Here is a 22402-nt window from a genome sequence, read left to right as displayed (position 1 = left end):
AACGGGTTGGCTCGACATGACCATCGAGTTTCGCTGTGAAATTGAGCATGCGCGGCGCTGGATGGGCCGCGACACGCTGTCGGTTGACGGCCGGGATGTACCGATCCAGATCGCATGGACGGCAACGGCGGAGCCGCGGCCGACCGGTCTCGACATGCTGTTCGAGCTCGAACGTTTGGTGTTGCACAAGGGCAAGCACAGCGGCACCGACAGGCTGAAGATCAGTCCCGACCGAATGCAGGCTCGCGCCGGCACGGCAGACGTGATCGTCGATTTCACCGGCGGCGCGCGGGATCCGAACTGCTCCGCCCGGCAGTATCTACGCCCGCTGTTCAATGGAGTCGCAGGCGAAAACGCAGCTCTTGCCGCCATTCTCGCCGGCGATCTGCCGGTGATCGAAATCGTCGACGAGGTCGACGGTGCCGTCCTCGATCGCGGCCACCCCTCCGCCGAAATCGCGGCCGGTCTGAGCGGCGGACTGGAAACCGTCATGGCGCGAACCCTGACCATGGTGGCGGCCATCCTGTCGGGACGGCCGCGCATCGTGCCGCAGATGGTACGACCCGCCCGAACTGGTAACGGCCGCCCGCCGGCGGCGTACGTCGCGCGCGGCCTAGCGACATCGATCGCCAAGGAGATCTATCGCCTCTGCTGCTATGCCCCGCACTGGCATGTCGGATGGCGTATCAACAAAGGCGTGGGCGTCTGGCAGACCGGAGATCTGTCGGGGCCTCGTTGGAACGTCCTTGCCGATCCCGGAAACCACTTTTACGCCGATCCTTTCCCCGTCACGTGGCAGGGAAGAACATTCGTCTTCTTTGAAGATCTCGATCACCGGGTTGGAAAAGGAATCATTTCGGCAATCGAGTTTGACGACGCCGGCCCCGTCGGAGAAGTTGTGCCCGTGCTGAACGAGCCCTGGCACCTCTCCTACCCGTTCTTGATCGAGGAAGATGGCGCGTTGTGGATGATCCCGGAGAGCTCGACCAATGGGGACGTCGCCATCTACAAATGCCTTCGGTTTCCGGACAAATGGGAGCGGCACGCGACGCTGCTTTCGGGCGTCGAGCTGGCCGATGCCACGATCACGCGGCACAACGGCCTGAACTATCTGTTCGGGGCTTGGCGCGACGGCACCGGCGGCTATTCGGATTCGCTGGCGATCTATTACGCCGAGCACCTCATGGGCCCGTGGTTGTCGCATGCCAGCAACCCCGTGCTGATCGATCGCGCGAGCACGCGGCCTGCGGGGAATTTCGTCACCATCAATGACAAATTGTGGCGCCCGGTCCAGGATTGTGCCGGCGGATACGGCGCAGCGCTCGCCCTGGCGGAGATCGTCGAACTGTCGCCGACGACGTTCAAGCAGATCGTCCGCCACTCTCTTCGGCCCGGACCGGCATGGCCCGGCAGGAAGTTGCATACCTTGAACCGCTGCGGACAACTCGAAGTGATCGACGGATCGCGAGTTCAACCCAAGACCCGCGCCTTTACAAGCAAATTTCCATCGGCTGTTCTGTCGCCGCGAACCAGTCCCTCTACTGCCAGCTAGCGCGGATGGCTGAATAGATCCGTCGTGGCGTCATCGACGGCGATATCGACCAGGGCGGGACCGCTCGATGCCAACGCTTCGGTCAAGATGGGATCGACGTCACCGGCATCGGTCACGCGCCGCCCCGGACAACCCATTCCCCTTGCGAGCGCCACGAAGTCGAGCCCGGGCAGGTCGATCCCGGGCGGGCGATGCGCCTGCATCAGCTGGCTGAAGGCGCGCATCGCGCCATAGCCTGAATTGTTCATGATCACGAAGGTGATCGGCAGGCGGCGTTGCACCGCGGTCCAGATCGCCTGGATGCAATACATCGCCGATCCGTCACCGATCAGGGCGACCACGCGGCGGCTGGGCCGCGCCAGCGCCACGCCGACAGAGGCCGGCAGGCTGTAACCAAGTCCGCCGCTCGCCATCGTGTAGAAGCTGTCCGCGCCCGGCCGCGGCAGGAATTGTTGAATGGCAGGACGATGCGACGGCGCCTCCTCGACCACGATCGCATCGCTCGGCATCAACGCGGCGAGCCGGGCGAGCGCATAGCCCGGCGGAATCGGATTTTGCGCGGCAGGAGCGGCAGGCCGCATCCGCGCGCCCGGCTCTTCGCGCTCCGCAATGTCAGGCATCGCCGACAGCAGCCCAGCCAGCGCCTTCGGGAGCGTGCTGATGGTGGTGTCACCGACAGAAGCGGATGCGGCTTCCGTCGGATCATCCGTGATCTGCCAGACCGGCGTTCCGTCGTCGAGCAATTCGCATTGTCCTTCGACATGAAAAGTAAACACCGGCGCACCGACCACGACGATCAGATCGGCGCCGCGCAGGGCGCGGGCGAGACCTCCCGGCGCTGCCGGAAGAAAGCCGGCAAACAGCGGATGCAGTTCCGGAAAGCTCGAACGGCTCGACATCGGACTTGCCCAAACGGCCGCGCTCGCCTGCTCGGCCACAGCGACCATCGCATCGACGCAGCCGCTGCGATCGATTTCGGGTCCGACAACGAAGATAGGTCTCTTGGCGGCTCGGATCGCCGCGCCGAGCCGGACGATCGCCGCCGGATCCGGCGCAAACTCCGTCGCGATGTGGCGGACCGGCGGAGCAACTGCGGGCCGCGCCCAATCATCCGACGGCACCGACACGAATGTCGGACCGCGCGGATGCTGCATGGCGGTGAGGAAGGCCTGCGCAATCGCCGCTGGAACATCTTCGGCGCGCGCCGGTTCCGCGCTCCATTTCACATAGGGCTTTGGAAACTGTGCGGCGTCCTCGGAGAAGAGATAGGGTCGCATCCGCAACAGGCTGCGCGCCTGCTGTCCGGCTGTCACGACCATCGGCGTCTTGTTGCGGAACGCGGTGAAGAGATTGCCGAGCGCATGACCGAGCCCGGCCGCCGAGTGCAAATTGACGAAAGCCGGACGCCCCGTCGCCTGCGCATAGCCGTCGGCCATGCCGACGACGCAGGCTTCCTGCAGACCAAGCACGTAGTCGATGTCGTCGGGCCAGTCGCCCAGGAAGGCAAGCTCGGTCGAGCCGGGATTGCCGAAAACGCGATCGACACCGAAGGAACGAAGCACACCGAGGGTCGCTTCCCGAACCGTGAGAACTTTCGAATTCATGAATGGCGTCCTGGTGGGCTTCGCTTGCTGCGCGATCAGAAGGGATAGTGCTGCGGCTGGGTCTCGATGGTGATCCAGCGCAGATCGGTGAACTCGGCGATCCCGGCCTGGCCGCCGAAGCGGCCGTAGCCCGATCCCTTCACGCCGCCGAACGGCATCTGCGCTTCGTCATGCACGGTCGGGCCGTTGACGTGGCAGATGCCGCTTTCGATACGCTGCGCCACCGTCAATGCACGCGCAACGTCGCGGCCGAACACGGCGGCCGAGAGGCCGTACTCGGTGTCGTTGGCGAGCCGCACGGCGTCGTCCACGCCACTTGCCCGGATCACCGAGACGACGAGACCAAAGCTCTCCTCGGTGTAGATGCGCATGCCGGGCACCACGCGGTCGAGCACGGTGGCAGGGACGACCGTGCCAACCCGGTCGCCGCCCGCGAGCTTGACGGCGCCTTTGGCGATCGCGTCGTCGATCAGTGCAACGACATGCTTGGCCGGCGCCTCGTCGATCATCGAGCCGATGACGACCGGACCGGAGCGCGGATCGCCCGCCGGAAGCGCAGCCGTTTTCTTCGCAAGCTTCTCGACAAAGGCGGCCGCCACCGCCTCGTCGACGATCACCCGCTCGGTCGACATGCAGACCTGGCCCTGATTGATGAAGGCCCCGAACGCGACCGCCGCGACGGCGGCGTCGAGGTCGGCGTCATCGAGCACGATCAGAGGCGCCTTGCCGCCAAGCTCGAGCAACGCCGGCTTGAGGTGGCGACCGGCGAGTTCGGCGATGACGCGGCCGACGCGGGTCGAGCCGGTGAAGTTGATCCGCCGCACCGCAGGATTGGCGATCAGGCGCTCGACCAGAGCGGGCGCGTCGGCCGCTGCGTTGGTCAGGACATTCACGACGCCGGGCGGAAAGCCTGCGTCCTTGAAGATCTCGCCGATCAGCCGGTGCGTTCCCGGGCAGATCTCGGAGGCCTTGAGCACGACCGAATTGCCGCAGGCAAGCGCCGTCGCCACGGCGCGAACGCCGAGAATGATCGGCGCATTCCACGGTGCGATGCCGAGGCAAACGCCGGCCGGCTGGCGAACGGACATTGCGAGACATCCCGGCTTGTCCGATGGGATCACCTCGCCCGCGATCTGCGTGGTGAGCGACGCCGCCTCGCGCAGCATGCCGGTCGCGAGCTTCACGTTGAAGGCGGACCAGATCTCCGTCGTGCCGATCTCGGCCATCATGATCCGGACGAAGGCGTCGCGCTTGGCCTCGAGCGCATCTGCGGCCTTCAGCAACAGGGCTCGCCTCGCATTTGGGCCAAGCGCCGACCATCCTGGCAATGCGGCGGAAGCCGCCGCCACTGCGGCGTCGGCATCGGAAGCGGTCGCGGCGGCCGCACGGCTTGCGACCTCCTGCGACAGCGGATTGCGCCGCTCGAACACCTTGCCGCTGGAAGCGGCCTGATCCTGCCCGTTGATGAGAAGACTGACGTCCATGAAAACCTCCCTGGTGTTGTGGCCAAGCTCAGCCGAGCAGCCGCGACTTGCCGGTTTCACGCGCGAAGCCGAGCGCGATCATCGCCGCGAGCGCGAGCGCGACGTAGTATCCCGTAATCGCGTAGGTGGAGCCCGTCTGCGCAAACAGGCTGGTGGCGACCAGCGGCGCGATGCCGCCGCCGAGCACCGTCCCGAGCTGCTTTCCAATCGACACGCCGGTGAAGCGAATGCGGGTCGGAAACAGCTCCGGGAAATAGCTCCCTTCGCTGCCGAACATCAGCGGATGGATCACCCCCGCGGCGAGGATCACCGCGCACGTCACCAGCATCGTGTCACGGCTCGCGACCACACCGTAGAATGCAAACATCGAGATGGCTGCGAGCACCACGCCGGTCAGGAACAGACGCTTTCGTCCGATGCGGTCGGACCAGGCGCCGATGAGGGGCATCGCAACGAGCCCGACGAGATTGGCAAACAGCACGGCCTGCGTGATGACGTCCTTCTGGACGCCGAGCTGACGGGTCGCGAAGGAGATGGTGAAGATGGCGGTCAGATAGAAATAGGAAGTCTGCGCCATCTCGGCGAAGAACACGATGAGGATCGGCCGCCAGTGCTCCCGCACTGCCTCGACCACAGGCGCCACTTCAGTCACCTTCGCTTCGCGGAACGTCGCGCTCTCCTCGATGCGCAGGCGCATGTAGACGCCGAGCGCGACCAGCACCGCACTGATCAGGAACGGCACGCGCCAGCCCCATGACAGCAGGTCCGCTTCCGGCAGCCGTGAAATCGTGAGCGCCGCGAACGAGGCGAGCACGACACCGACCGGTCCTGCGGCCTGGATCACCGCGGCCGAGAAGCCGCGCCGGTGCCCGGGCGCCGTCTCGATCGCCATAAGGATCGCTGCGGTCGACTCGCCGCCGAGCGCAAACCCCTGGACGAAGCGCAACGCCACGAGCGCGGCGGTTGCCGCCACGCCTGCACTGGCGTAAGTCGGCAACAACCCGATCGACATCGTCGCAAGTCCCATCATGAGCAGCGTACACAGCAAGACGGACTTTCGGCCGAGGCGGTCACCGAAATGGCCGAACACAAGCCCGCCGAGCGGACGCGCCAAAAATCCGACGGCGAACGTCGCGAACACCGCAATAGTCGCCGTGAGCTGGTCGAATTTCGGAAAGAACAGCTGATCGAATACCAGCGGCGCGATCAGGCCGTAGATGAAGAAGTCGTACCATTCGATCGCGGTGCCGATGGTGCCGGCGATCAGGATACGCCGGCGGCTGCTCGCCGTCTGCTCGGCAGTGGCGACGGTCGGAACATGATCGTCGTAGTCCTCCAATGCTCTTATCGTCACGGTTTCCTCCTCCGGTGTCATTTGTCGTTTTGTTGTCTTGTTGTTATTGGCCGCGCAGCCGCTGATCGGATGCGACGGCGAAAGTCGATCAGCTTGCCAGCCTTGCGCCGTCGCTCGTGCTGTGTCCGAGTGCGCGGGCAAGGACGCGCCCGATCGTGCCAGCCTGTGACGCGCTGCCGCGCCAGGCCACGATCTGGTCGGGGCGTATCAGAGCGAGATCGGCGTCGTAGAGATCGCGCAGGGATTTCGGCAGCGTGACGAGTTTCACATCGACCCCGATCGTGCGGATGGTCTCGGCGAATGATGCATGCGCGGTCATGACCTCGCCGAACTGGAGCAGCGTCCACTCGAACCCGAACAGGTCGTACAGGGAGACTCCGTCTTCCAGCCAGGCATGCGGGGCACGGCCGCCGGGACAGGCGCTCGGAACGTAGACGTTCGCGGCGTCGGGCGGCGGCTGGCTGCCATCGGAGACGATGATCGGCGAACCGTCGTAACGCCCGCCGAAGGTCACGCCTGGGATGTTGAATTCGGCGCGGGCGTGCTGTTCGAGATAGACGCCCGCCATCCGCCGCGCCTCGTCGCCGGCCTCGGTGGCGTCCTCGATGTCAGGCGCGGGAGCGAACAGACCAAGGGAGTCGGCGAAGCGGCGCGCATAGTCGGTGTTACGAAGTGCCACCGGACGCCGCTCGACCTCGTAGCTGTCGAGCAGCCCCGCCGGGCTCACGCCCTTGACGACGCTTGCGAGCTTCCAGCCGAGATTCACCGCATCCTCGATCGCGGTGTTATAGCCGAGGCCTCCGGTTGGCGTGAACAGATGCGCCGCGTCGCCGCCGAGGAAGACCCTGCCCCGCTGCATTCCATTCGCGACCAGCGCGTGGCCGGCGGTCCAGGTCAGGAACGACAGCACTTCGCAGTCGATCGGCGCGCCGCAAGCGCGCTGGAACGCTGCTTTGGCTTCATCGATCGTGATCGCATTTTCGTTCTCATCGGGCCGAAGCTGCGTGTGAAACGCAAACTCGTCGCGACCGTTCACCGATGCCATGAAGGCGCGGCGGTCGCCGTTGAAGCAATTGTACATCCACGCCTTGGCGTGCGGGATGCTCGCGTAGAAGCCGGGTGAACGGAGATAGACGGCCAGCATGCGGCCGCCCATGAAATCGCGCTGCGTTCCGGTTTCGCCGCCGTAGACGATCCCGAGCGATTGCCGGACTTGCGAGCGCGGCCCGTCGGCCCCGACCAGGAAGTCGGCCCGGACCTGAAAGCGGCTGTTGTCATCGAGACGTTCGATCTGGGCGACGACGCCGTCATCGCTCTCGACGTAGCTGATCAGACGATGACCGTAGCTGAGCCTTATTCCGGGAAGCCGTTCGGCATGGCGGCGCAGCACCGCCTCGACATATTTTTGCGAGACCCGATGCGGCAGCTCCGCCGCGCTCCAGGAGCCCGACATGCCCTTGACGAGCTCGCCCGCGCGTGACGATGACGGCAACTGAAATCGGGCCAGCTCGTAACCGGTGTAGCGCGTGAAATACGCAACGTCGGTCGGATAATCCGCAGGCAGACCTTCGCGTCGGATCTCGTCGGCAAAACCCAGCCGCCGATAGTGCTCCATCGAGCGCGCCTGCGTCGCATTGGCTTGTGGATTGAAGGCCGTGCCCGGCTTTTCGTCGACCAGGATCGCGGACACGCCGCGGCGGCCGAGTTCGTTGGCCAGCATCAGCCCGCAGGGCCCCCCGCCCACGATGAGCACCGCGGCCGTCAGACGTGTTTCCAAGATGCTTCTCCCTACCAGCATTATTCTGCATGGTAAGGTGACCTGACGATATCGTCAAGTAGCCTGACTACTCGGGCTCATGGAGGGTGTCGAATTGCGCGCCGTAGACTGCCAATCCCTTCAGGATCGCATCCATCGTGGCCTTGCCGAGCTCGGCGCGCATCTCCTGCTCGGCGACGTCAACCGCGTCGCGGAAGGCATCGAGCCATTTGCGACCCGCCGGCGTGAACATGACGATGCGCGCGCGCCGATCGGTGGGATCGGCGATGCGATCGACCAGGCCGAGCTCGGCGCATTGATCGACCAGCTCGCCCATCGCCTGCTTGCTCATGGAGGCGCGGCGGGCGAGTTCCGTCAGTCTGGTCCCCTCGACGTCGAGATTGCGTGTGAGGCCGACATGCGCGATCCGGGTTTCGCCATGCCCCTTCTCGCTCATCAGCTCGAGCACACGACCTTCGAAGCGCCGCACTGCGTTGTTGAGCAGCCGACCGATGTTGGCATGCCGCCATGCGGTGCCGGATGTCCTGGCTTTCAATGGATGTGCCTTCTGCAAAGCCGCCTGAATTCGAAAATGTCGCTCACTTCGCTGCGTCGATCCAGATCCCCGGCTGCGAATGCTCGCGGATGTGGGTGACCAGGAAGTCGGAAAAGACCCTGATCTTGGCGGGCAGTCCGGCACGGTTCTGGTAGGCGATGTTCATCGTCAGCAGCGGCAGCTCCCAGTCCATCAGAACCGGGACGAGACGGCCCGCCGCGATATCGCTTTGCACGATGTACAGCGGCTGGATGAGAATGCCGAGTCCCGCCAGTGCGGCGCCGCGGATGACCTGGCCGTCATTGCTGTCGAGCGTCGGCGTGATGCGAACAGTCTGCGCGCCGTTGCCTTTGCGCAGGCGCAGCGAATAGGGATCGTTGGCGAGATTGTAGACCAGCATGTTGTGGCGCGCGAGATCGACGGGCTGTTCCGGCTCGCCGCAGCTTGCGAGATAGGACGGCGCAGCCGCGAGCACACGCCGCATCTGGCCAATGCGGCGGACGATGATGTTTGAATCCGGCTCCTGCTCGCGCGTCCTGATCGCCACGTCGATGCCGGCCTCGATGAAATCGGAGTACCGGTTGGCGGTGGTGATCTGCATGTTGAGCTTCGGATAGCGCGCGCGGAAGGCCGGCAGCATCGGCGCCAGATAGATCACTGCAAAGGACAGCGAGCTCGTGACCCGCAGCGTGCCTTGCGGCGACAGCGCGCGATCGCTGACGATGTCCTCGGCCTCCGCCAGTTCGCTCAAAACCCGGCTCGAGCGCTCCAGCAGCTCCTGCCCCGCCTCAGTCAACCACAGCCGACGGGTGTTGCGCTCGATCAGCCGGACCGCAAGGCGCTCCTCGAGCGCGCTGAGATGGCGGCTCGCGGCAGCATTCGACATGCGCAGCGCTTCGGCAGCTTTGGACAGGCTGCCGAGTTCGGCCGTCTTGGCGAACACTTCCAATTGCAGCAGGCGGTCCATTTTTTCGCAAACAGGAAAAGAGACTTACGATTATTGACCTTTATTTCCACATCCCGCAAGTCAAAATGGCCCAAACACAAGCAAGATAGCAGGCGAGGAAACAGGGAAATGTCGGGCCCGATCAGGCACATCGTGATGTGGCGGCTGCGCGGGGAGACGCCTGCGGAGCGTTCCGCCGCACGGGCTAAGGTCAAGACGCTGTTCGAGGGCTTGCGCGGCCGGATCGACGGCCTCACCCATATCGAGGTCGGTCTTGATGTCAGCGACGTCGACTACGCCTGCGACGTCGTTCTGTTCTCCGAATTCACCGACCACGCTGCGCTCCAGGCCTACGCCACCCACCCGGAACATTTGCGCGTGCGCGAGGCGCTGGGCGACTTGCGGATCGGGCGCTTCCAGGTCGATTATCCCATCAAAGAGACCGGCGCATGATCGGTACGTTCACCTTTGAAAACCTGCCCTGCCGCGTCGTTTTCGGCAGCGGAACGTTGGCTGGCGCCAAGGCCGAGGTCGAGCGGCTCGGCGGCAAGCGCGCCCTGGTGCTGACAACGCCGCAGCAGGAGGCGCAAGGCAAAAGCTTGGGCGCGGCGCTCGGTCCGCTCTACGCCGGCATCTTTCCGGGCGCGACCATGCACACGCCGGTCGAGGTCACGGAGCGGGCGCTCGCGGCGATGAAGGCGTGCGAGGCCGACTGCGTCATTTCCCTCGGTGGCGGATCCACGACCGGGCTCGGCAAGGCGCTCGCCCTGCGCACCGGGATCAACCAGCTCTGCATTCCCACCACCTATGCCGGCTCGGAGATGACGCCGATCGTCGGCCAGACCGAGAACGGCCTGAAGACCACGGTACGCGACGCCGCCATCCTGCCGGAGACGGTGATCTACGATGTTGATCTCACTTTGACACTGCCGGCGAGCCTGGCCGCGACCTCAGGCATCAACGCGATCGCGCATGCGGTGGAGGCGCTCTATGCGCGCGATGCCAATCCGGTGACGTCGCTGATGGCGGAGGAAGGCATCCGCGCGCTCGCCCGCGCCCTGCCCGCGATTGCCACGAAAAGCGACGATCGTGAGGCTCGCACTGAAGCGCTGTATGGCGCTTGGCTCTGCGGCGTCTGCCTCGGCACCGTCGGCATGGCGCTGCATCACAAGCTCTGCCACACGCTCGGCGGCACCTTCGACCTGCCGCATGCCGAAACGCACACTATCGTGCTGCCGCATGCGCTGGCCTACAACGCGCCGGCGGTGCCCGATGCGATGGGGCGGATCTCACGCGCCATCGGCGCCGCCGATGCACCGCAAGGACTTTTCGAGCTGGCCAAGCGCCTGGGTGCGAAGCTCGCATTGCGCGACATCGGCATGGCTGAAGCCGGCATCGACAAGGCTGCGGATCTCGCGGTCACCAACGCTTACTGGAACCCGCGCCCCCTCGAACGTGACGCCATTCGCGACCTGATCGCGCGCGCCTGGGCCGGTGAGCCGCCCGACGCCACCAAAGCGGCAGTTTGATTCGATGCGGCGCACGCTGATCAAATCCGCTGTCATCATCAGCATGGATGACGCGATCGGCGATTTACCGAGTGGCGACGTGCTGATCGAGGGCAGCCGCATCGTTGATTTGCGTCCATCGATCGATCTCGGCAGCGGCGCGACTGAGGCCGAGATCATCGACGGCACCGGCCGCATCGTCATCCCCGGCCTGATCAACGCCCATATGCACACCTGGCAGACGGGCTTGCGCGGCTATGCCGCCAACTGGACGCTGCTGGAATATTTCCGCCGCATGCATGCCGGGCTCGCTACGGTCTTCAGGCCCGAGGACATTTACATCGCGACCTTGGTGGGCGCGCTGAACCAGATCAACCGGGGCACCACCACGCTGGTCGACTGGTGCCACAACAATCCGACGCCCGATCATACCGACGCCGCGGTGCGTGGCCTGATCGAGAGCGGTATCCGCGCGGCTTTCTTCCACGGCTCGCCCAAGCCCGAGCCGAAACCGGGCGAACCGCATTTCTCGGAGATCCCGCATCCACGCCGTGAGGTCGAGCGACTGCTGGCGGGGCCCCTCGCCGACCGCTACGGCCTCGTCACGCTTGGGCTTGCGATCCTTGGCCCGCACTATTCGACGCTCGACGTCGCCATGCACGACTTCCGCATGGCGCGGGAGCTCAAGCTGATCGCATCCATGCATCAGGGCGGCGGTCCCGCGAAGACGCCTGATGGCTGGAAGAAGCTGATCGAGGCCGGCCTCGTCGGCACCGGAATTAACATCGTGCACGGCAACGATCTGCCTGACGATCTCCTGGACCGGATGGTCGATCTCGGCGTCTCCTTCTCGGTGACGCCGGAGAACGAGATGATCCAGGGCCACGGCTTTCCCATCACCGGACGGCTGCTCAAGCGCGGCGTGCGGCCGACTATCGGCATCGATCTGGAATCCGTGCTGGGCGGCGACCTCCTCTCCGCCGCGCGCGTTGCGCTCTCGATGCAGCGAGCTCTCGACAACACCGAGTCGCGCAAGGCCAGCGGCGCCATTCCGGCAACGACCACAATCCCCGTCCGCGAGGCGCTGCGCTGGATTACGACGGAAGGCGCCCGCATGCTCGGCCGCGAGGACCAGATTGGCTCGCTGACACCGGGCAAGCTCGCCGACCTCGTCGTCATTGATGCCAGCGATCTCAACCTCGTCCCAGTGCACGATCCCGTTGCCACCGTGGTGATGCAGACGAGCCTTGCCAACATCGAGGCCGTGATGATCGGCGGCGTGTGGAAGAAGCGGAATGGTCGGCTGCTGGCCGACGGCCTGGAGGCGAAGAAGGAACTGCTCGTGCAATCGGGCCGGCGGCTGGTGCAGGACATCGAACGACAAGGAAGCGCCGCTTGAGCGTCCCAAGGACAACAACAATGACTGATATGCCAAAGAACATCGCTTTCATCGGGATCGGCAAGATGGGCCTGCCGATGTCGGTGCTCGTCGCTAAGGCCGGTTATGCCGTGACCGCGTTCGACCGGAGCGCCGCACGGCTCGACGAGGCCCGCGCGCAAGGCATTTCGATTGCCGCTTCAGCGGCCGAGGCCGTGGACGGCAAGGCCGCGATCGTCACGTCCTTGCCCGATGACGCTGCCTTGCGTGGCGCATTGCTCGGCCCCACCGGCCTCATCGCCGCGATGGCTGCCGGAACCGTTCTGATCGAGACCAGCACCGTGAGCGTCGAGGCTTCCGCAGAGGTCGACGCCGCCGCCCAGGCGCGCGGTGTCCTCTACCTGCGTGCGCCGGTCTCCGGCAATGCCAGCATCGTCCACACCGGCGCGCTGAGCTGCTTCGTCTCGGGCCCGAAGGACGCCTACGAAAAGGCAAAGCCGTTGCTCGCCGCCTTTACCCGCGCCCAGACCTATCTCGGGCCCGGCGAAGAAGCGCGATATGCCAAGCTTGCGGTCAATTTGATGATTGCGGTGTCGGCCGCCATGATGGCGGAGAGCCTGGCGCTGGCGCGCAAGGGCGGCATCGGCTGGCAGGACATTCTGAAGGTTCTCGACGACAGCGCGGTGGCCTCACCGATGGTGAAATACAAGACCGCGCCGCTGCGTAACCGGGACTTCGACTCGACCTTCTCCTGCAGGCAGATGGCCAAGGATCTCGACCTGATCCTCGGTGCCGGCCACGCCGTCGGCGTGCCGCTTCAGCTCGCAGCCCAAGTGCGCGAGACCTATGGCTCGCTGGTCGCACAGGGCGACGGCGACGCCGACTTCATCGCGACCGTCAAGCACCTTGAGCGGCTGTCCGGCCTTGGCGAGCCCAAACTCTGATCCACGGAGGCTTCTATGCGCAATTTCAACGAGAACACGATCACGGACGCGGTGCTGGAGCGGATCGCGGGCGCAACCGATCCGCGGATCAAGCAAGTCAGCGAAGCGCTGGTGCGCCACCTTCATGCCTTCGTCCGCGAGGTGCGACCCACCCAGAAGGAATGGGAGTACGGGATCGACTTCCTGACCCGCACCGGTCACATGTGCGACGACAAGCGCCAGGAATTCATCCTGCTGTCGGACGCGCTCGGCGTCTCCATGCTGGTCGACGCGATCAATCATCCGGTGCCGGAAGGCGCGACCGAGACCACGGTGCTCGGTCCGTTCTTCGTGCAGGCGTCGCCCGAGAAAAGCAACGGCGAGGACATCTCCGGTCCCAAGGAGGGCGATCCGATGCTCGTCACCGGCTCGGTGTCGACCGTCGACGGACGGCCGCTTGCCGGCGCCGTCGTGGATGTCTGGCATTCCGACGATGACGGCTATTACGACGTGCAGCAGCTCGACAAGATCGGCGATCTCGCGATGCGGGCGCGCTTCCACACGGACCAGAATGGCCGCTTCAATTTCTGGTCAATCAAGCCGGCTGCCTATCCGATCCCGCATGACGGCACGGTCGGCGACATGCTGGAAGTCCAGGGCCGCCATCCCTGGCGCCCGGCACACGTGCATTTCATGATCTCGGCGCCCGGCTTCGAGCAACTCGTGACCCACGTGTTCGTCGCCGGCGACCAGTATCTCGACTCCGACGTGGTATTCGGCGTCAAGGACAGCCTGATCCGCGAATTTGTGCGGTGCCCGCCCGGTCGTGCGCCCGATGGTCGCATGGTGGACAGCGAATATTTTCATCTCAACTATGATTTCGGCTTGAAGCAGGTCGCGAGCAGCGCGAGAGCCGCATAAGCTGAACATCGCGGACCAGACAAGAGTCCGACAACAAGGCAGACAGGGAGCAAGGATGGGACCGCGGGTCAGCACAAGCATATTGGCCGATCGCCTCATGGGCATGATCGGCCCGCGCGCGAGCGTCGCGCGTGGCGTGCTCGATCAGCATGGGCAGAGCGAGTCGCATTATCGCAGCCTGCCGCCCGACATCGTCGTCTTTCCTGAAACCACGCAGGAGGTCGCGGAGATCGTCAAGCTGTGCGCGGGCGCGAATATGCCCATCGTTCCGTTCGGCGCCGGGACCTCGCTCGAAGGCAATGCGGCCGCGGTCGCCGGCGGCGTCTGCTTCGACTTCGCACGCATGAACAAGGTGCTCGCGGTGCACGAGAGCGACATGGATGTCGTCGTGCAGCCCGGCATCACCCGAAAGCAGCTCAATGCGGAGCTCCGCGGCACGGGTCTTTTCTTTCCGATCGATCCCGGCGCCGACGCCTCGATCGGCGGCATGACGTCCACGCGGGCCTCCGGCACCATGGCGGTGCGCTACGGCACCATGAAGGACAATGTCATGGCGCTCGAAGTGGTGCTGGCGGACGGCCGCGTGATCCGGACCGCCAGGCGCGCGCGCAAGTCGGCCGCCGGTTACGACCTAACGCGCATGTTCGTCGGCAGCGAAGGTACGCTCGGTGTGATCACCGAGATCACGCTGAAGGTTCATCCAGTGCCGCAGGCGATTTCGGCCGCGGTTTGTAGCTTCGATACCCTGCAGGATGCCGTCGACACCGCGATCTCCATGATCCAGTCTGCGATCCCCGTGGCGCGTATCGAGTTGCTCGACGACGTCATGATGCGCGGCATCAACGCCTATGCGAAGCTCGGCTATCGCGAAGCCCCGACCCTGTTCTTCGAATTCCATGGGTCCGAGACCTCCGTCGCCGAGCAGGCTGAAGCCGCACAGGCCATTGCCGCCGACCATGGCGGTCATGGCTTTGCCTGGGCGAAGGCGCAGGAAGACCGCAGCCGGCTCTGGCACGCCCGCGACAACACGCTCTATGCGGGCTTGGGCCTGCGCCCCGGCGCGCGTGCCGTGATCACCGACGTCTGCGTGCCGATCTCGCGGCTGGCGGAATGCCTCACGGAGACCCGGCGCGACGCGGACGCGCATGGCTTTACGGCGCCGATCGTCGGCCATGTCGGCGACGGCAATTTCCACATGCTGATCCTGATCGATCCCGCCAGGCCGGAGGAAGTCGACGGCGCCACGGCGCTCCAGGCCCGCATGGTCGCCCGCGCGATTGCCATGGACGGCACCTGCACTGGCGAGCACGGCATCGGGCTTGGCAAGATCGACTATCTCACCGACGAGCTCGGCGAGGCCGTCGATGTGATGCGGTCGATCAAGAGCGCGCTCGACCCTGATGGACTGATGAACCCCGGAAAGATCTTTGCAAGCGGAGCGCGCGCATGAGCACCGCCGCATTGGCCGTCGAGCCCGCCGCCCCCACGCCGCTGCTGGAGCTGCGCGGCATCAGCAAGGAGTTTCCCGGCGTCAAGGCGCTGGATGACGTGTCCTTTGCCGTCTTTCCCGGCGAAGTTCATATGCTGCTGGGCGAGAACGGCGCCGGCAAGTCGAGCCTGATGAAGGTGCTGTGCGGGGCCTACCGCGCCGATGCAGGCGAGTTCCACTACAAAGGCGAGCCGGTCGCGATCAACTCGGCCGCGGACGCGCAGAAGCTCGGCATTGCCGTGATCTTCCAGGAATTCTCGCTGGTCCCCCATCTCGATATCGCCCAGAACATCTTCCTCGGCCGCGAGCCGAAGGGCCGCATCCCCGGCACGATCGACCGCAGCAAGATTTTGGCCGACGCCGCGCGCGTGCTCGGCACGATCGGCTTTGACATCGATCCCTCCACCATTGTCGACAAATTGGGGGTGGCGCAGCAACAGATGGTGGAGATCGCCAAAGCGATCAGCCAGAACGCCCGCATCTTGGTGATGGACGAGCCGACCGCGGCGCTGTCCGATCGCGAGACCGAGCTGCTGTTCGCGCTGATCGCGCGGCTGAAGGCCGACGGCGTCTCCATCGTCTACATCTCGCACCGCATGGCGGAGGTCTTCGCGCTCGGCGACCGCATCACCGTGCTGCGCGACGGTCGTCGCATCGACGGCGTTCGCCCGGCCGACGTCACGCCGGACCAGCTCGTCCGCATGATGGTCGGTCGCAACGTCGACATGACCTACCCGCGCAACTTTGCCGACAAACCCGGCGAAGTCCTGCTCGAGGTCAAGGGCCTGAGCGCCTCCACCGGCATCTTGGACATCAACATCGAGGTGCGCCGCGGCGAGATCGTCGGCCTGTGTGGCCTGGTCGGCTCCGGTCGCAGCGAGGTTGCGCGCGCGATCTTCGGCGCCGATCCCGTGACATCAGGCGAGATCATCTTCGACGGCAAGACCATTTCCGGTGAGCCTGATCTTGCCGCCCGCCGCGGCATCGCGCTGATCCCGGAGAGCCGCAAGAGCGAGGGCCTCGCGCTGTTGCGGTCGGTGGGGGATAATCTGGTGGTGTCGGCGCTGCGAAAGCTGTTCCCAAGCGGTCTGTTCGACCAGCGCCGCGCGCAGCGTACCGCCGACGGCCTGATCCGTCAGCTACGCATTGCGACGCCCAGCGCGCGCCAGATCGTCGGTCTGCTCTCGGGCGGCAATCAGCAGAAGGTCGTGATCGGCAAGTGGCTCGCCGCCGGCTCGAAACTTTTCATCTTCGACGAGCCGACCCGGGGCATCGACATCGGTGCCAAGGCCGAAATCTTTGCCCTCATCGACCGCCTTGTCGCGGAAGGCGCGGCGGCGCTGATGATTTCGTCCGAACAGGTCGAGATCTGCCATGTCTGCGACCGCGCCTATGTGATGCGCGAGGGGCGCATCGCCGGGCACCTCGCGCGCAACGAACTGACGGAGGAGAACATCGTGCGACTGGGGATGCATCATGCGTGAGGCCGCGGTCGTCTCTCAACCCAATCCGCTGCAGCGCGTTCCCGGCGTGGCCATCGTGCTGGTGCTGCTGATCGCGCTGTTCAGCACGATCGCGCCCGGCTTCCTGTCGGTCGCCAACCTCTCCAACGTGCTGGTGCAGTCGACGATCCTGACCATGCTCGCGCTGCCGATGACCTTGATCATCATGACCGAGGGGCTGGACCTGTCGATGGGCGCGGTGCTGACGCTGACCTCGCTCTGCGTCGCCATCGTCTCGCTCGCGACCCACTCGATGTTGCTGGGCCTCGGTGCCGGGCTCCTCGTCGGCACAGCCTTCGGCTTCGTCAACGGCTGGCTGGTCGCCATCGTGGGCATCCCGCCCTTCGTGGCGACGCTCGGTACGCTCGGCATGGCGCAAGGCCTGTCGCTGATCGTCAGCGACGGCCAGAGCGTGGTCGGCATCCCCCACAGCGTGCGCGACATCTATTCGGCGACGCTGCTCGGCGTGCCCGTGCCGATCGTGATGGCGCTGGTGACCTACGCCGCCTTTCATGGCCTGCTCTATCATACCCGCTTCGGCACCTATATCTTCGCACTCGGCGGCAATCGGGAGGCGCTGCGCTATGCCGGCCTGTCACCCAACCGGCTACTGATCGCGGTCTATGCGATCGGCGGCGCCATGGCCGGCATCGCCGGCCTGCTAATGACGGCGCGAATGAATTCCGGGCATCCAACCGCGGGCCTCGGTCTCGAATTCGATGCGATCGCGGCCGTCGCCGTCGGCGGCACATCGTTCGAGCGCGGCAATGGTTGGCTGCTCGGCACTGTGCTCGGCGTGCTCTCGGTCGGCGTGCTGCGCAACGGGCTGAACCTGATCTCGCTGCCATCTTCGGTGCAGGTCGCAAGCGTCGGCGTCCTCGTCATCGTCGCGCTGTTCCTCGACGGCCTGCGGAGCCGCGCATGACCGACATCAGCAAAGACGCCATTGCGCCGCCCCGCTCGTTCCTGTCGCAGGACGCGGTCCAGGTGTTCTATCGCCTGCTCGCGGCGCTGCTGATCTGTGCGGTGCTCGCCGTGCTCAGCGATTCCTTCCTGAGCCTCGGCAACATCCTCAATGTGCTCAGGCAGGCGAGCCTGACCTTCTTCATCGCCTCCGGCCTGACCCTGGTGGTGCTGACCGCCGGTCTCGATCTCTCAGTCGGCGCGAATGTCGCCCTGTCCGCCTGCATCGCCGGAACCGTGATCCACAAGACCGGCTCGCCGGCGCTCGGCATCCTCACCGGGCTTGCCTGCGGCGGCATCGTTGGGCTGCTCAACGGCGTGATGGTCACCGCGCTCCGCATTCCCTCGTTCATCGCCACTTACGGCATGCTCTGGGTGCTGAACGGTCTCACCTATTGGTACATGGCGGGCGAAACACTTCACGGCTTTCCGGCCGGCTTTCGCCAGATCGGCAGCGGCTATCTGTTCGGCCTGCCGATCCCGGTTTATCTGCTTCTGGTGTTCCTCGGGATCGGAACACTGTTTGCGCAGCGTACGATCTGGGGCCAGGAGATCTATGCGATCGGCGCTAATCCGGTCGCGGCACGGCTCTCCGGCATTCCGGTCGCGCGCCGCCTGCTGCTGGTCTACGCCGTCTCCGGCACCATGGCCGGGCTCGCTTCGATCATCTTCCTGTCGCGGCTCAATTCGGCGGAGGCCGACATCGGCGAAAGCCTGACGCTGCCCGCAATCGCCGCCGTGCTGATCGGCGGCACCTCGCTGTTCGGCGGCGTCGGCACTGTGTTTGGCACCTTCATCGGCGCATTGATCCTGACGCTGGTGCTGAACGGAATGAACCTCTTGTCGGTCAGCGCCAACTGGCAGCCGCTGGTCACCGGCATCATCGTCATTCTCGCGGTCTGGCTCGACATGAAGACCCGCCGCCGCGCGCAATGAGTTCTTGAACGACCAACAAGCAAAACGAGGGATGGAGGCAACATGAAACAGACACTGGGTTATTTGGCGCTGCCGCTGCTGATGGCGGCCGCGCTCACCACGCAAGCGCGCGCCGACGGCGAGACCATCGCCGTCTTCACCAAGAACCAAACCAACCCGTTCTTCCAGACGGTGCGGGTCGGCGCGGACAACATGGCCAAGACGTTAAACGCGAAGACGCTGCAGTACATCCCGACCAAGCCCGACAGCATTCCCGAGCAGCTCAGCCAGATCGAGGACGTCGTGGTGAAGAAGCCGAGCGCCATCGTCTTCACGCCGGTCGACTACAAGGCAATGGTGCCAGGCGTGGAGAAGATCAACGAGGCCAAGATCCCCGTCGTCAACATCACCGATCGCTCGGCTGGCGGCAAGTTCCTGTCCTTCGTCGGCGCCGACGATTACAGCCTCGGGCTCGAGACCGCGCGCTTCCTGCTCAAGACGCTGGGCGGCAAGGGCAACATCGTCATCATCGAGGGCGTCAAGGGCTCGCTGACCAATGTCGACCGCGTCCGCGGCTTCAACGACGCGCTGAAGGAAAATGCCGGTGCAAAACTGCTGGCCTCGCAGCCCGGCAATTACCAGCGGCTCCAGGCGCTCCAGGTGATGGAGAATCTGATGCAGTCGAACGCGCAGATCGACGGCGTACTCGCCGCCAACGACGCCATGGCGGTCGGCGCGATCGAGGCGCTCGACGGCGCCAACCGCAAGGCTCAGGTGATCGGCATCAACGGCACCAAGGAAGCGATCGACGCAATCAAGTCCGGCAAGCTGCTCGCGAGCGGCGACTACAACGGATTCTTTCAAGGCTGCCTCGGCACCATGATGGCGATCCGCTCCTTGCGCAACCAGCCCGTCATCGCCGAGATCGTGCTGAAGCCAACCGTCATCACCAAGGACAATTACCAGCCGTTCGACGTGCCGCTGGAGCAACGGAGCTGCCCGACTTTCGAGGAAGCCAGCAAGCTCGGCGGCAAGTAACCGAGCGCAGTCATCACGACAAGCCCGGACGGCCGCAGCCGCGGCCGTCCCAAGAAAACGAGACATAAACGGAGACCATCATGCTGTTCGCCATTCACGCCCTCGACCGCGCCGGCGCGCTGCCGACCCGGCTCGCCCATTACGAAGCCCACAAGGCTTTCCTGAGCGACACCTCGCGCTTCGGCGTCGAGATCGTGATGTCGGGGCCGCTCGTCTCCGACGACGGCGCGACCATGATCGGCAGCCTGTTCCTGATCGAGGCGCCGGACCGTGGCGACGTCGAAGCTTTCAATCGCGCCGATCCGTTTGCGGCTGCCGATATCTGGGAAAAGGTCACGATCACGGGCTTCCTGCGCCGCCAAGGTTGAAGGCGACTCAACAAAAAACGCGAAAACAACCCCATGCACAGTAGAACGCCGTTGTTTTTACACACGAATTTTCGTCGCAAACGTCTTTGACTCGTCGGGCAAAACAGGAGCAGAGTGCCATCCTCACCCGATTGTCGAAAGGTTTGCCGCCGGCCTAACGCTAGCCGCTCATCACCGTCGCCCCATCTTCGAGATGACAGGCCACCCACTGCTCGGGTCCAGCCGCGCGCAATGTCGGCTCCTCGGTCCGGCAGCGATCGAACACGAGCGGGCAACGGGTGTGGAAGCGGCACCCGCTCGGCGGGTTGATCGGGCTCGGCACGTCGCCCTTGAGGATGATGGGATTGCGTTGGGCCCCCGGCTCGGGCAGCGGGACCGCCGAGAGCAATGCCTTGGTGTAAGGATGCTTTGGCGCGGCGAAGATCTCGTAGCGCGGCGCCACCTCGACGATCTTGCCGAGATACATCACCGCGACGCGATGGGTCATGTGCTCGACGATCGCGAGATCATGGCTGATGAACAGCAGCGCCAGGCCGAACTCGCGCTGGAGATCCTGCAGCAGATTGACGATCTGGGCCTTGACCGAGACGTCGAGCGCCGAGACCGCCTCGTCGCAGACGATCAGCTCGGGCTCGGCGGCGAGCGCCCGCGCGATGCCGATGCGCTGGCGCTGCCCGCCGGAGAATTCGTGCGGCCTGCGGTTCAGCGCCTCGCGCGGCAGGCGCACGGTATCCATCAGCGCCGTCACGCGGGTCTCGAGATCGATCGCGGATTTGGCGAGGCCGAAATTGCGGATCGGCTCGGCCAGGATGTCGCGCACGCGCATGCGCGGATTGAGGCTCGAGAACGGGTCCTGGAACACCACCTGCACGCGGCGGCGCATCTGGCGCATCGTGCTCGGATGGGCGTCGTCGATACGCTGGCGGTCGAGGATGACCTGCCCTGCCGTGATGTCGAACAGGCGCAGGATCGCACGGCCGACCGTCGATTTGCCGCAGCCGGACTCGCCGACCAGCGAGAGCGTCTCGCCGCGCGCGATCTCGAACGACACGCCGTCCACCGCATAGACCCATTCGGACTTGCGGCTGAACAGGCCCTTTTTGACCGGGAAATGCTTCTTGAGGTCGTTGACCTGGAGCAGCGGGGGACTCATGCCGCGACCGTTCCCTTGGCCGCATAGTGGCAGGCCGCAACGTGACGTGGCCCCTTCTCTTCGAGCCCCGGCGCGTACTGCCGGCACAGATCGGTCGCGAGCGCGCAACGTCCGGCGAAGACGCAGCCGACGATGGGCTTGCGCAGATCAGGCACCTGCCCCGGGATCTCTGCCAGCCGTCTCGCGGTGCCGGTCAGCGACGAGCCGAGCCGCGGCACCGCACCGAGCAGGCCTTGCGTATAGGGATGACGCGGCGATCGGAACAGGTCCGCCACCGGCGCTTCCTCGACCTTGCGGCCGGCATACATGACCATGACGCGCTCGGCGATCTCGGCGACGACGCCGAGATCGTGGGTGATCAGGATGATCGCCGCGCCAACCCGGTGCTTGAGATCCAGCATCAGTTTCAGGATCTGCGCCTGGATCGTCACGTCCAGGGCGGTGGTCGGCTCGTCGGCAATGAGCAGCTTGGGATTGCAGGCGAGTGCAATGGCGATCATGACACGCTGGCGCATGCCGCCGGAGAGCTGATGCGGATATTCACGCACGCGACGCTTCGGCTCGGGAATGCCGACCAGAATCAACATCTCGATGGCGTGCGCCTCCGCGGCCTGCTTGTCGAGGCCCTGGTGGATCATCAGCGTTTCGCGGATCTGGCGGCCGACGGTCAACACAGGGTTGAGGCTGGTCATCGGCTCCTGGAAGATCATCGAGATGTCGTTGCCGCGAATCGCGCGCATCTCGCGATCCGACATTTGCAGCAGGTCCTTGCCCGCGAAGCGGATGCTGCCGGCGATCCTGCCGGGCGGTTCCGGGATCAGCCGCATCAGCGACATCGAGGTCACCGACTTGCCGCAGCCGGACTCGCCGACGATGGCGAGCGTCTCGCCCTCATTGACATGGAACGACACGCCTTCCACCGCGCGGTTGATGCCGCTGGGCGTACGGAAGTGGGTTTGGAGGTTTTCGACTTCAAGCAGTGCCATCGCGAT

20 protein-coding genes are annotated in these 22402 nt (G+C 65.1%); 12 read left to right on the top strand and 8 right to left on the bottom strand.

Annotated elements, in window-relative coordinates; translation table 11 throughout:
- The first annotated feature begins 16 nt into the window (after positions 1-16).
- Positions 17-1552: a glucosamine inositolphosphorylceramide transferase family protein gene (locus tag AC0L3U_RS19180; RefSeq protein WP_473362793.1), complete on the top strand. Its 1536-nt coding sequence runs from the start codon at positions 17-19 to the stop codon at positions 1550-1552.
- On the opposite strand, the gene mdlC is transcribed toward AC0L3U_RS19180, so the two are convergent.
- The 6 genes from mdlC to AC0L3U_RS19150 form a co-directional block, all read right to left on the bottom strand.
- The gene (gene mdlC / locus AC0L3U_RS19175; RefSeq protein WP_473362792.1) at positions 1549-3156 is read right to left on the bottom strand and encodes a benzoylformate decarboxylase; all 1608 of its coding nucleotides are present in this window, start codon (positions 3154-3156) and stop codon (positions 1549-1551) included. The genes AC0L3U_RS19180 and mdlC overlap by 4 nt on opposite strands.
- Before the next feature lie 35 nt (positions 3157-3191).
- The gene (locus AC0L3U_RS19170; protein ID WP_473362791.1) at positions 3192-4640 is read right to left on the bottom strand and encodes an aldehyde dehydrogenase; all 1449 of its coding nucleotides are present in this window, start codon (positions 4638-4640) and stop codon (positions 3192-3194) included.
- 28 nt (positions 4641-4668) lie between these two features.
- Positions 4669-5994, bottom strand: coding sequence for an MFS transporter (locus AC0L3U_RS19165; RefSeq protein ID WP_473362790.1), 1326 nt, complete (start codon positions 5992-5994; stop codon positions 4669-4671).
- Positions 5995-6082: 88 nt separating this feature from the next.
- Positions 6083-7792 (bottom strand): FAD-dependent oxidoreductase, encoded by a 1710-nt coding sequence (locus tag AC0L3U_RS19160; RefSeq protein ID WP_473362789.1) that lies wholly within the window; start codon positions 7790-7792, stop codon positions 6083-6085.
- 46 nt (positions 7793-7838) lie between these two features.
- Complete coding sequence (locus AC0L3U_RS19155; RefSeq protein ID WP_473362788.1) at positions 7839-8306, bottom strand: MarR family winged helix-turn-helix transcriptional regulator; 468 nt, start codon at positions 8304-8306, stop codon at positions 7839-7841.
- 43 nt (positions 8307-8349) lie between these two features.
- The gene (locus tag AC0L3U_RS19150) at positions 8350-9273 is read right to left on the bottom strand and encodes a LysR family transcriptional regulator (protein ID WP_456764991.1); all 924 of its coding nucleotides are present in this window, start codon (positions 9271-9273) and stop codon (positions 8350-8352) included.
- 108 nt (positions 9274-9381) lie between these two features.
- Here AC0L3U_RS19150 and AC0L3U_RS19145 point away from each other — a divergent pair, with 108 nt between their 5' ends.
- The 11 genes from AC0L3U_RS19145 to AC0L3U_RS19095 all read left to right on the top strand — a co-directional run bounded on the left by AC0L3U_RS19145 (position 9382) and on the right by AC0L3U_RS19095 (position 20257).
- Positions 9382-9705, top strand: coding sequence for a Dabb family protein (locus AC0L3U_RS19145; protein ID WP_473362787.1), 324 nt, complete (start codon positions 9382-9384; stop codon positions 9703-9705).
- Positions 9702-10781, top strand: a complete 1080-nt coding sequence (locus AC0L3U_RS19140; protein ID WP_473362786.1) for a maleylacetate reductase — start codon at positions 9702-9704, stop codon at positions 10779-10781. Before AC0L3U_RS19145 ends, AC0L3U_RS19140 begins: the two co-directional genes overlap by 4 nt.
- 4 nt (positions 10782-10785) lie before the next feature.
- A complete protein-coding gene (locus tag AC0L3U_RS19135) occupies positions 10786-12159 on the top strand; it encodes an amidohydrolase family protein (protein WP_473362785.1) in 1374 nt (457 codons plus the stop codon).
- Positions 12160-12179: 20 nt separating this feature from the next.
- The gene (locus AC0L3U_RS19130; protein ID WP_473362784.1) at positions 12180-13082 is read left to right on the top strand and encodes an NAD(P)-dependent oxidoreductase; all 903 of its coding nucleotides are present in this window, start codon (positions 12180-12182) and stop codon (positions 13080-13082) included.
- 15 nt (positions 13083-13097) lie between these two features.
- Positions 13098-13982, top strand: coding sequence for an intradiol ring-cleavage dioxygenase (locus AC0L3U_RS19125; protein ID WP_473362783.1), 885 nt, complete (start codon positions 13098-13100; stop codon positions 13980-13982).
- A gap of 55 nt (positions 13983-14037) precedes the next feature.
- Positions 14038-15432, top strand: coding sequence for an FAD-linked oxidase C-terminal domain-containing protein (locus tag AC0L3U_RS19120; RefSeq protein WP_473362782.1), 1395 nt, complete (start codon positions 14038-14040; stop codon positions 15430-15432).
- Entirely contained in the window at positions 15429-16955 is a 1527-nt protein-coding gene (locus AC0L3U_RS19115) for a sugar ABC transporter ATP-binding protein (RefSeq protein WP_473362781.1), read from the top strand. Before AC0L3U_RS19120 ends, AC0L3U_RS19115 begins: the two co-directional genes overlap by 4 nt.
- Positions 16948-17898, top strand: coding sequence for an ABC transporter permease (locus AC0L3U_RS19110; RefSeq protein ID WP_473362780.1), 951 nt, complete (start codon positions 16948-16950; stop codon positions 17896-17898). The genes AC0L3U_RS19115 and AC0L3U_RS19110 overlap by 8 nt, the downstream gene beginning before the upstream one ends.
- Entirely contained in the window at positions 17895-18872 is a 978-nt protein-coding gene (locus AC0L3U_RS19105; RefSeq protein WP_473362779.1) for an ABC transporter permease, read from the top strand. Before AC0L3U_RS19110 ends, AC0L3U_RS19105 begins: the two co-directional genes overlap by 4 nt.
- A 42-nt stretch (positions 18873-18914) precedes the next feature.
- Positions 18915-19889, top strand: coding sequence for a sugar ABC transporter substrate-binding protein (locus AC0L3U_RS19100; RefSeq protein WP_027517121.1), 975 nt, complete (start codon positions 18915-18917; stop codon positions 19887-19889).
- Between the two features lie 80 nt (positions 19890-19969).
- Positions 19970-20257 (top strand): YciI family protein, encoded by a 288-nt coding sequence (locus AC0L3U_RS19095; RefSeq protein WP_473362778.1) that lies wholly within the window; start codon positions 19970-19972, stop codon positions 20255-20257.
- Positions 20258-20417: 160 nt separating this feature from the next.
- Here AC0L3U_RS19095 and AC0L3U_RS19090 read toward each other — a convergent pair whose 3' ends face one another.
- Positions 20418-21410, bottom strand: a complete 993-nt coding sequence (locus AC0L3U_RS19090; protein ID WP_473362777.1) for an ABC transporter ATP-binding protein — start codon at positions 21408-21410, stop codon at positions 20418-20420.
- Positions 21407-22396: an ABC transporter ATP-binding protein gene (locus tag AC0L3U_RS19085; RefSeq protein ID WP_473362776.1), complete on the bottom strand. Its 990-nt coding sequence runs from the start codon at positions 22394-22396 to the stop codon at positions 21407-21409. Before AC0L3U_RS19085 ends, AC0L3U_RS19090 begins: the two co-directional genes overlap by 4 nt.
- Positions 22397-22402: the final 6 nt, after the last annotated feature.

It is taken from the genome of Bradyrhizobium sp. Kon69 (assembly GCF_055807515.1).
This window is presented reverse-complemented; position numbering and strand designations above follow the sequence as displayed.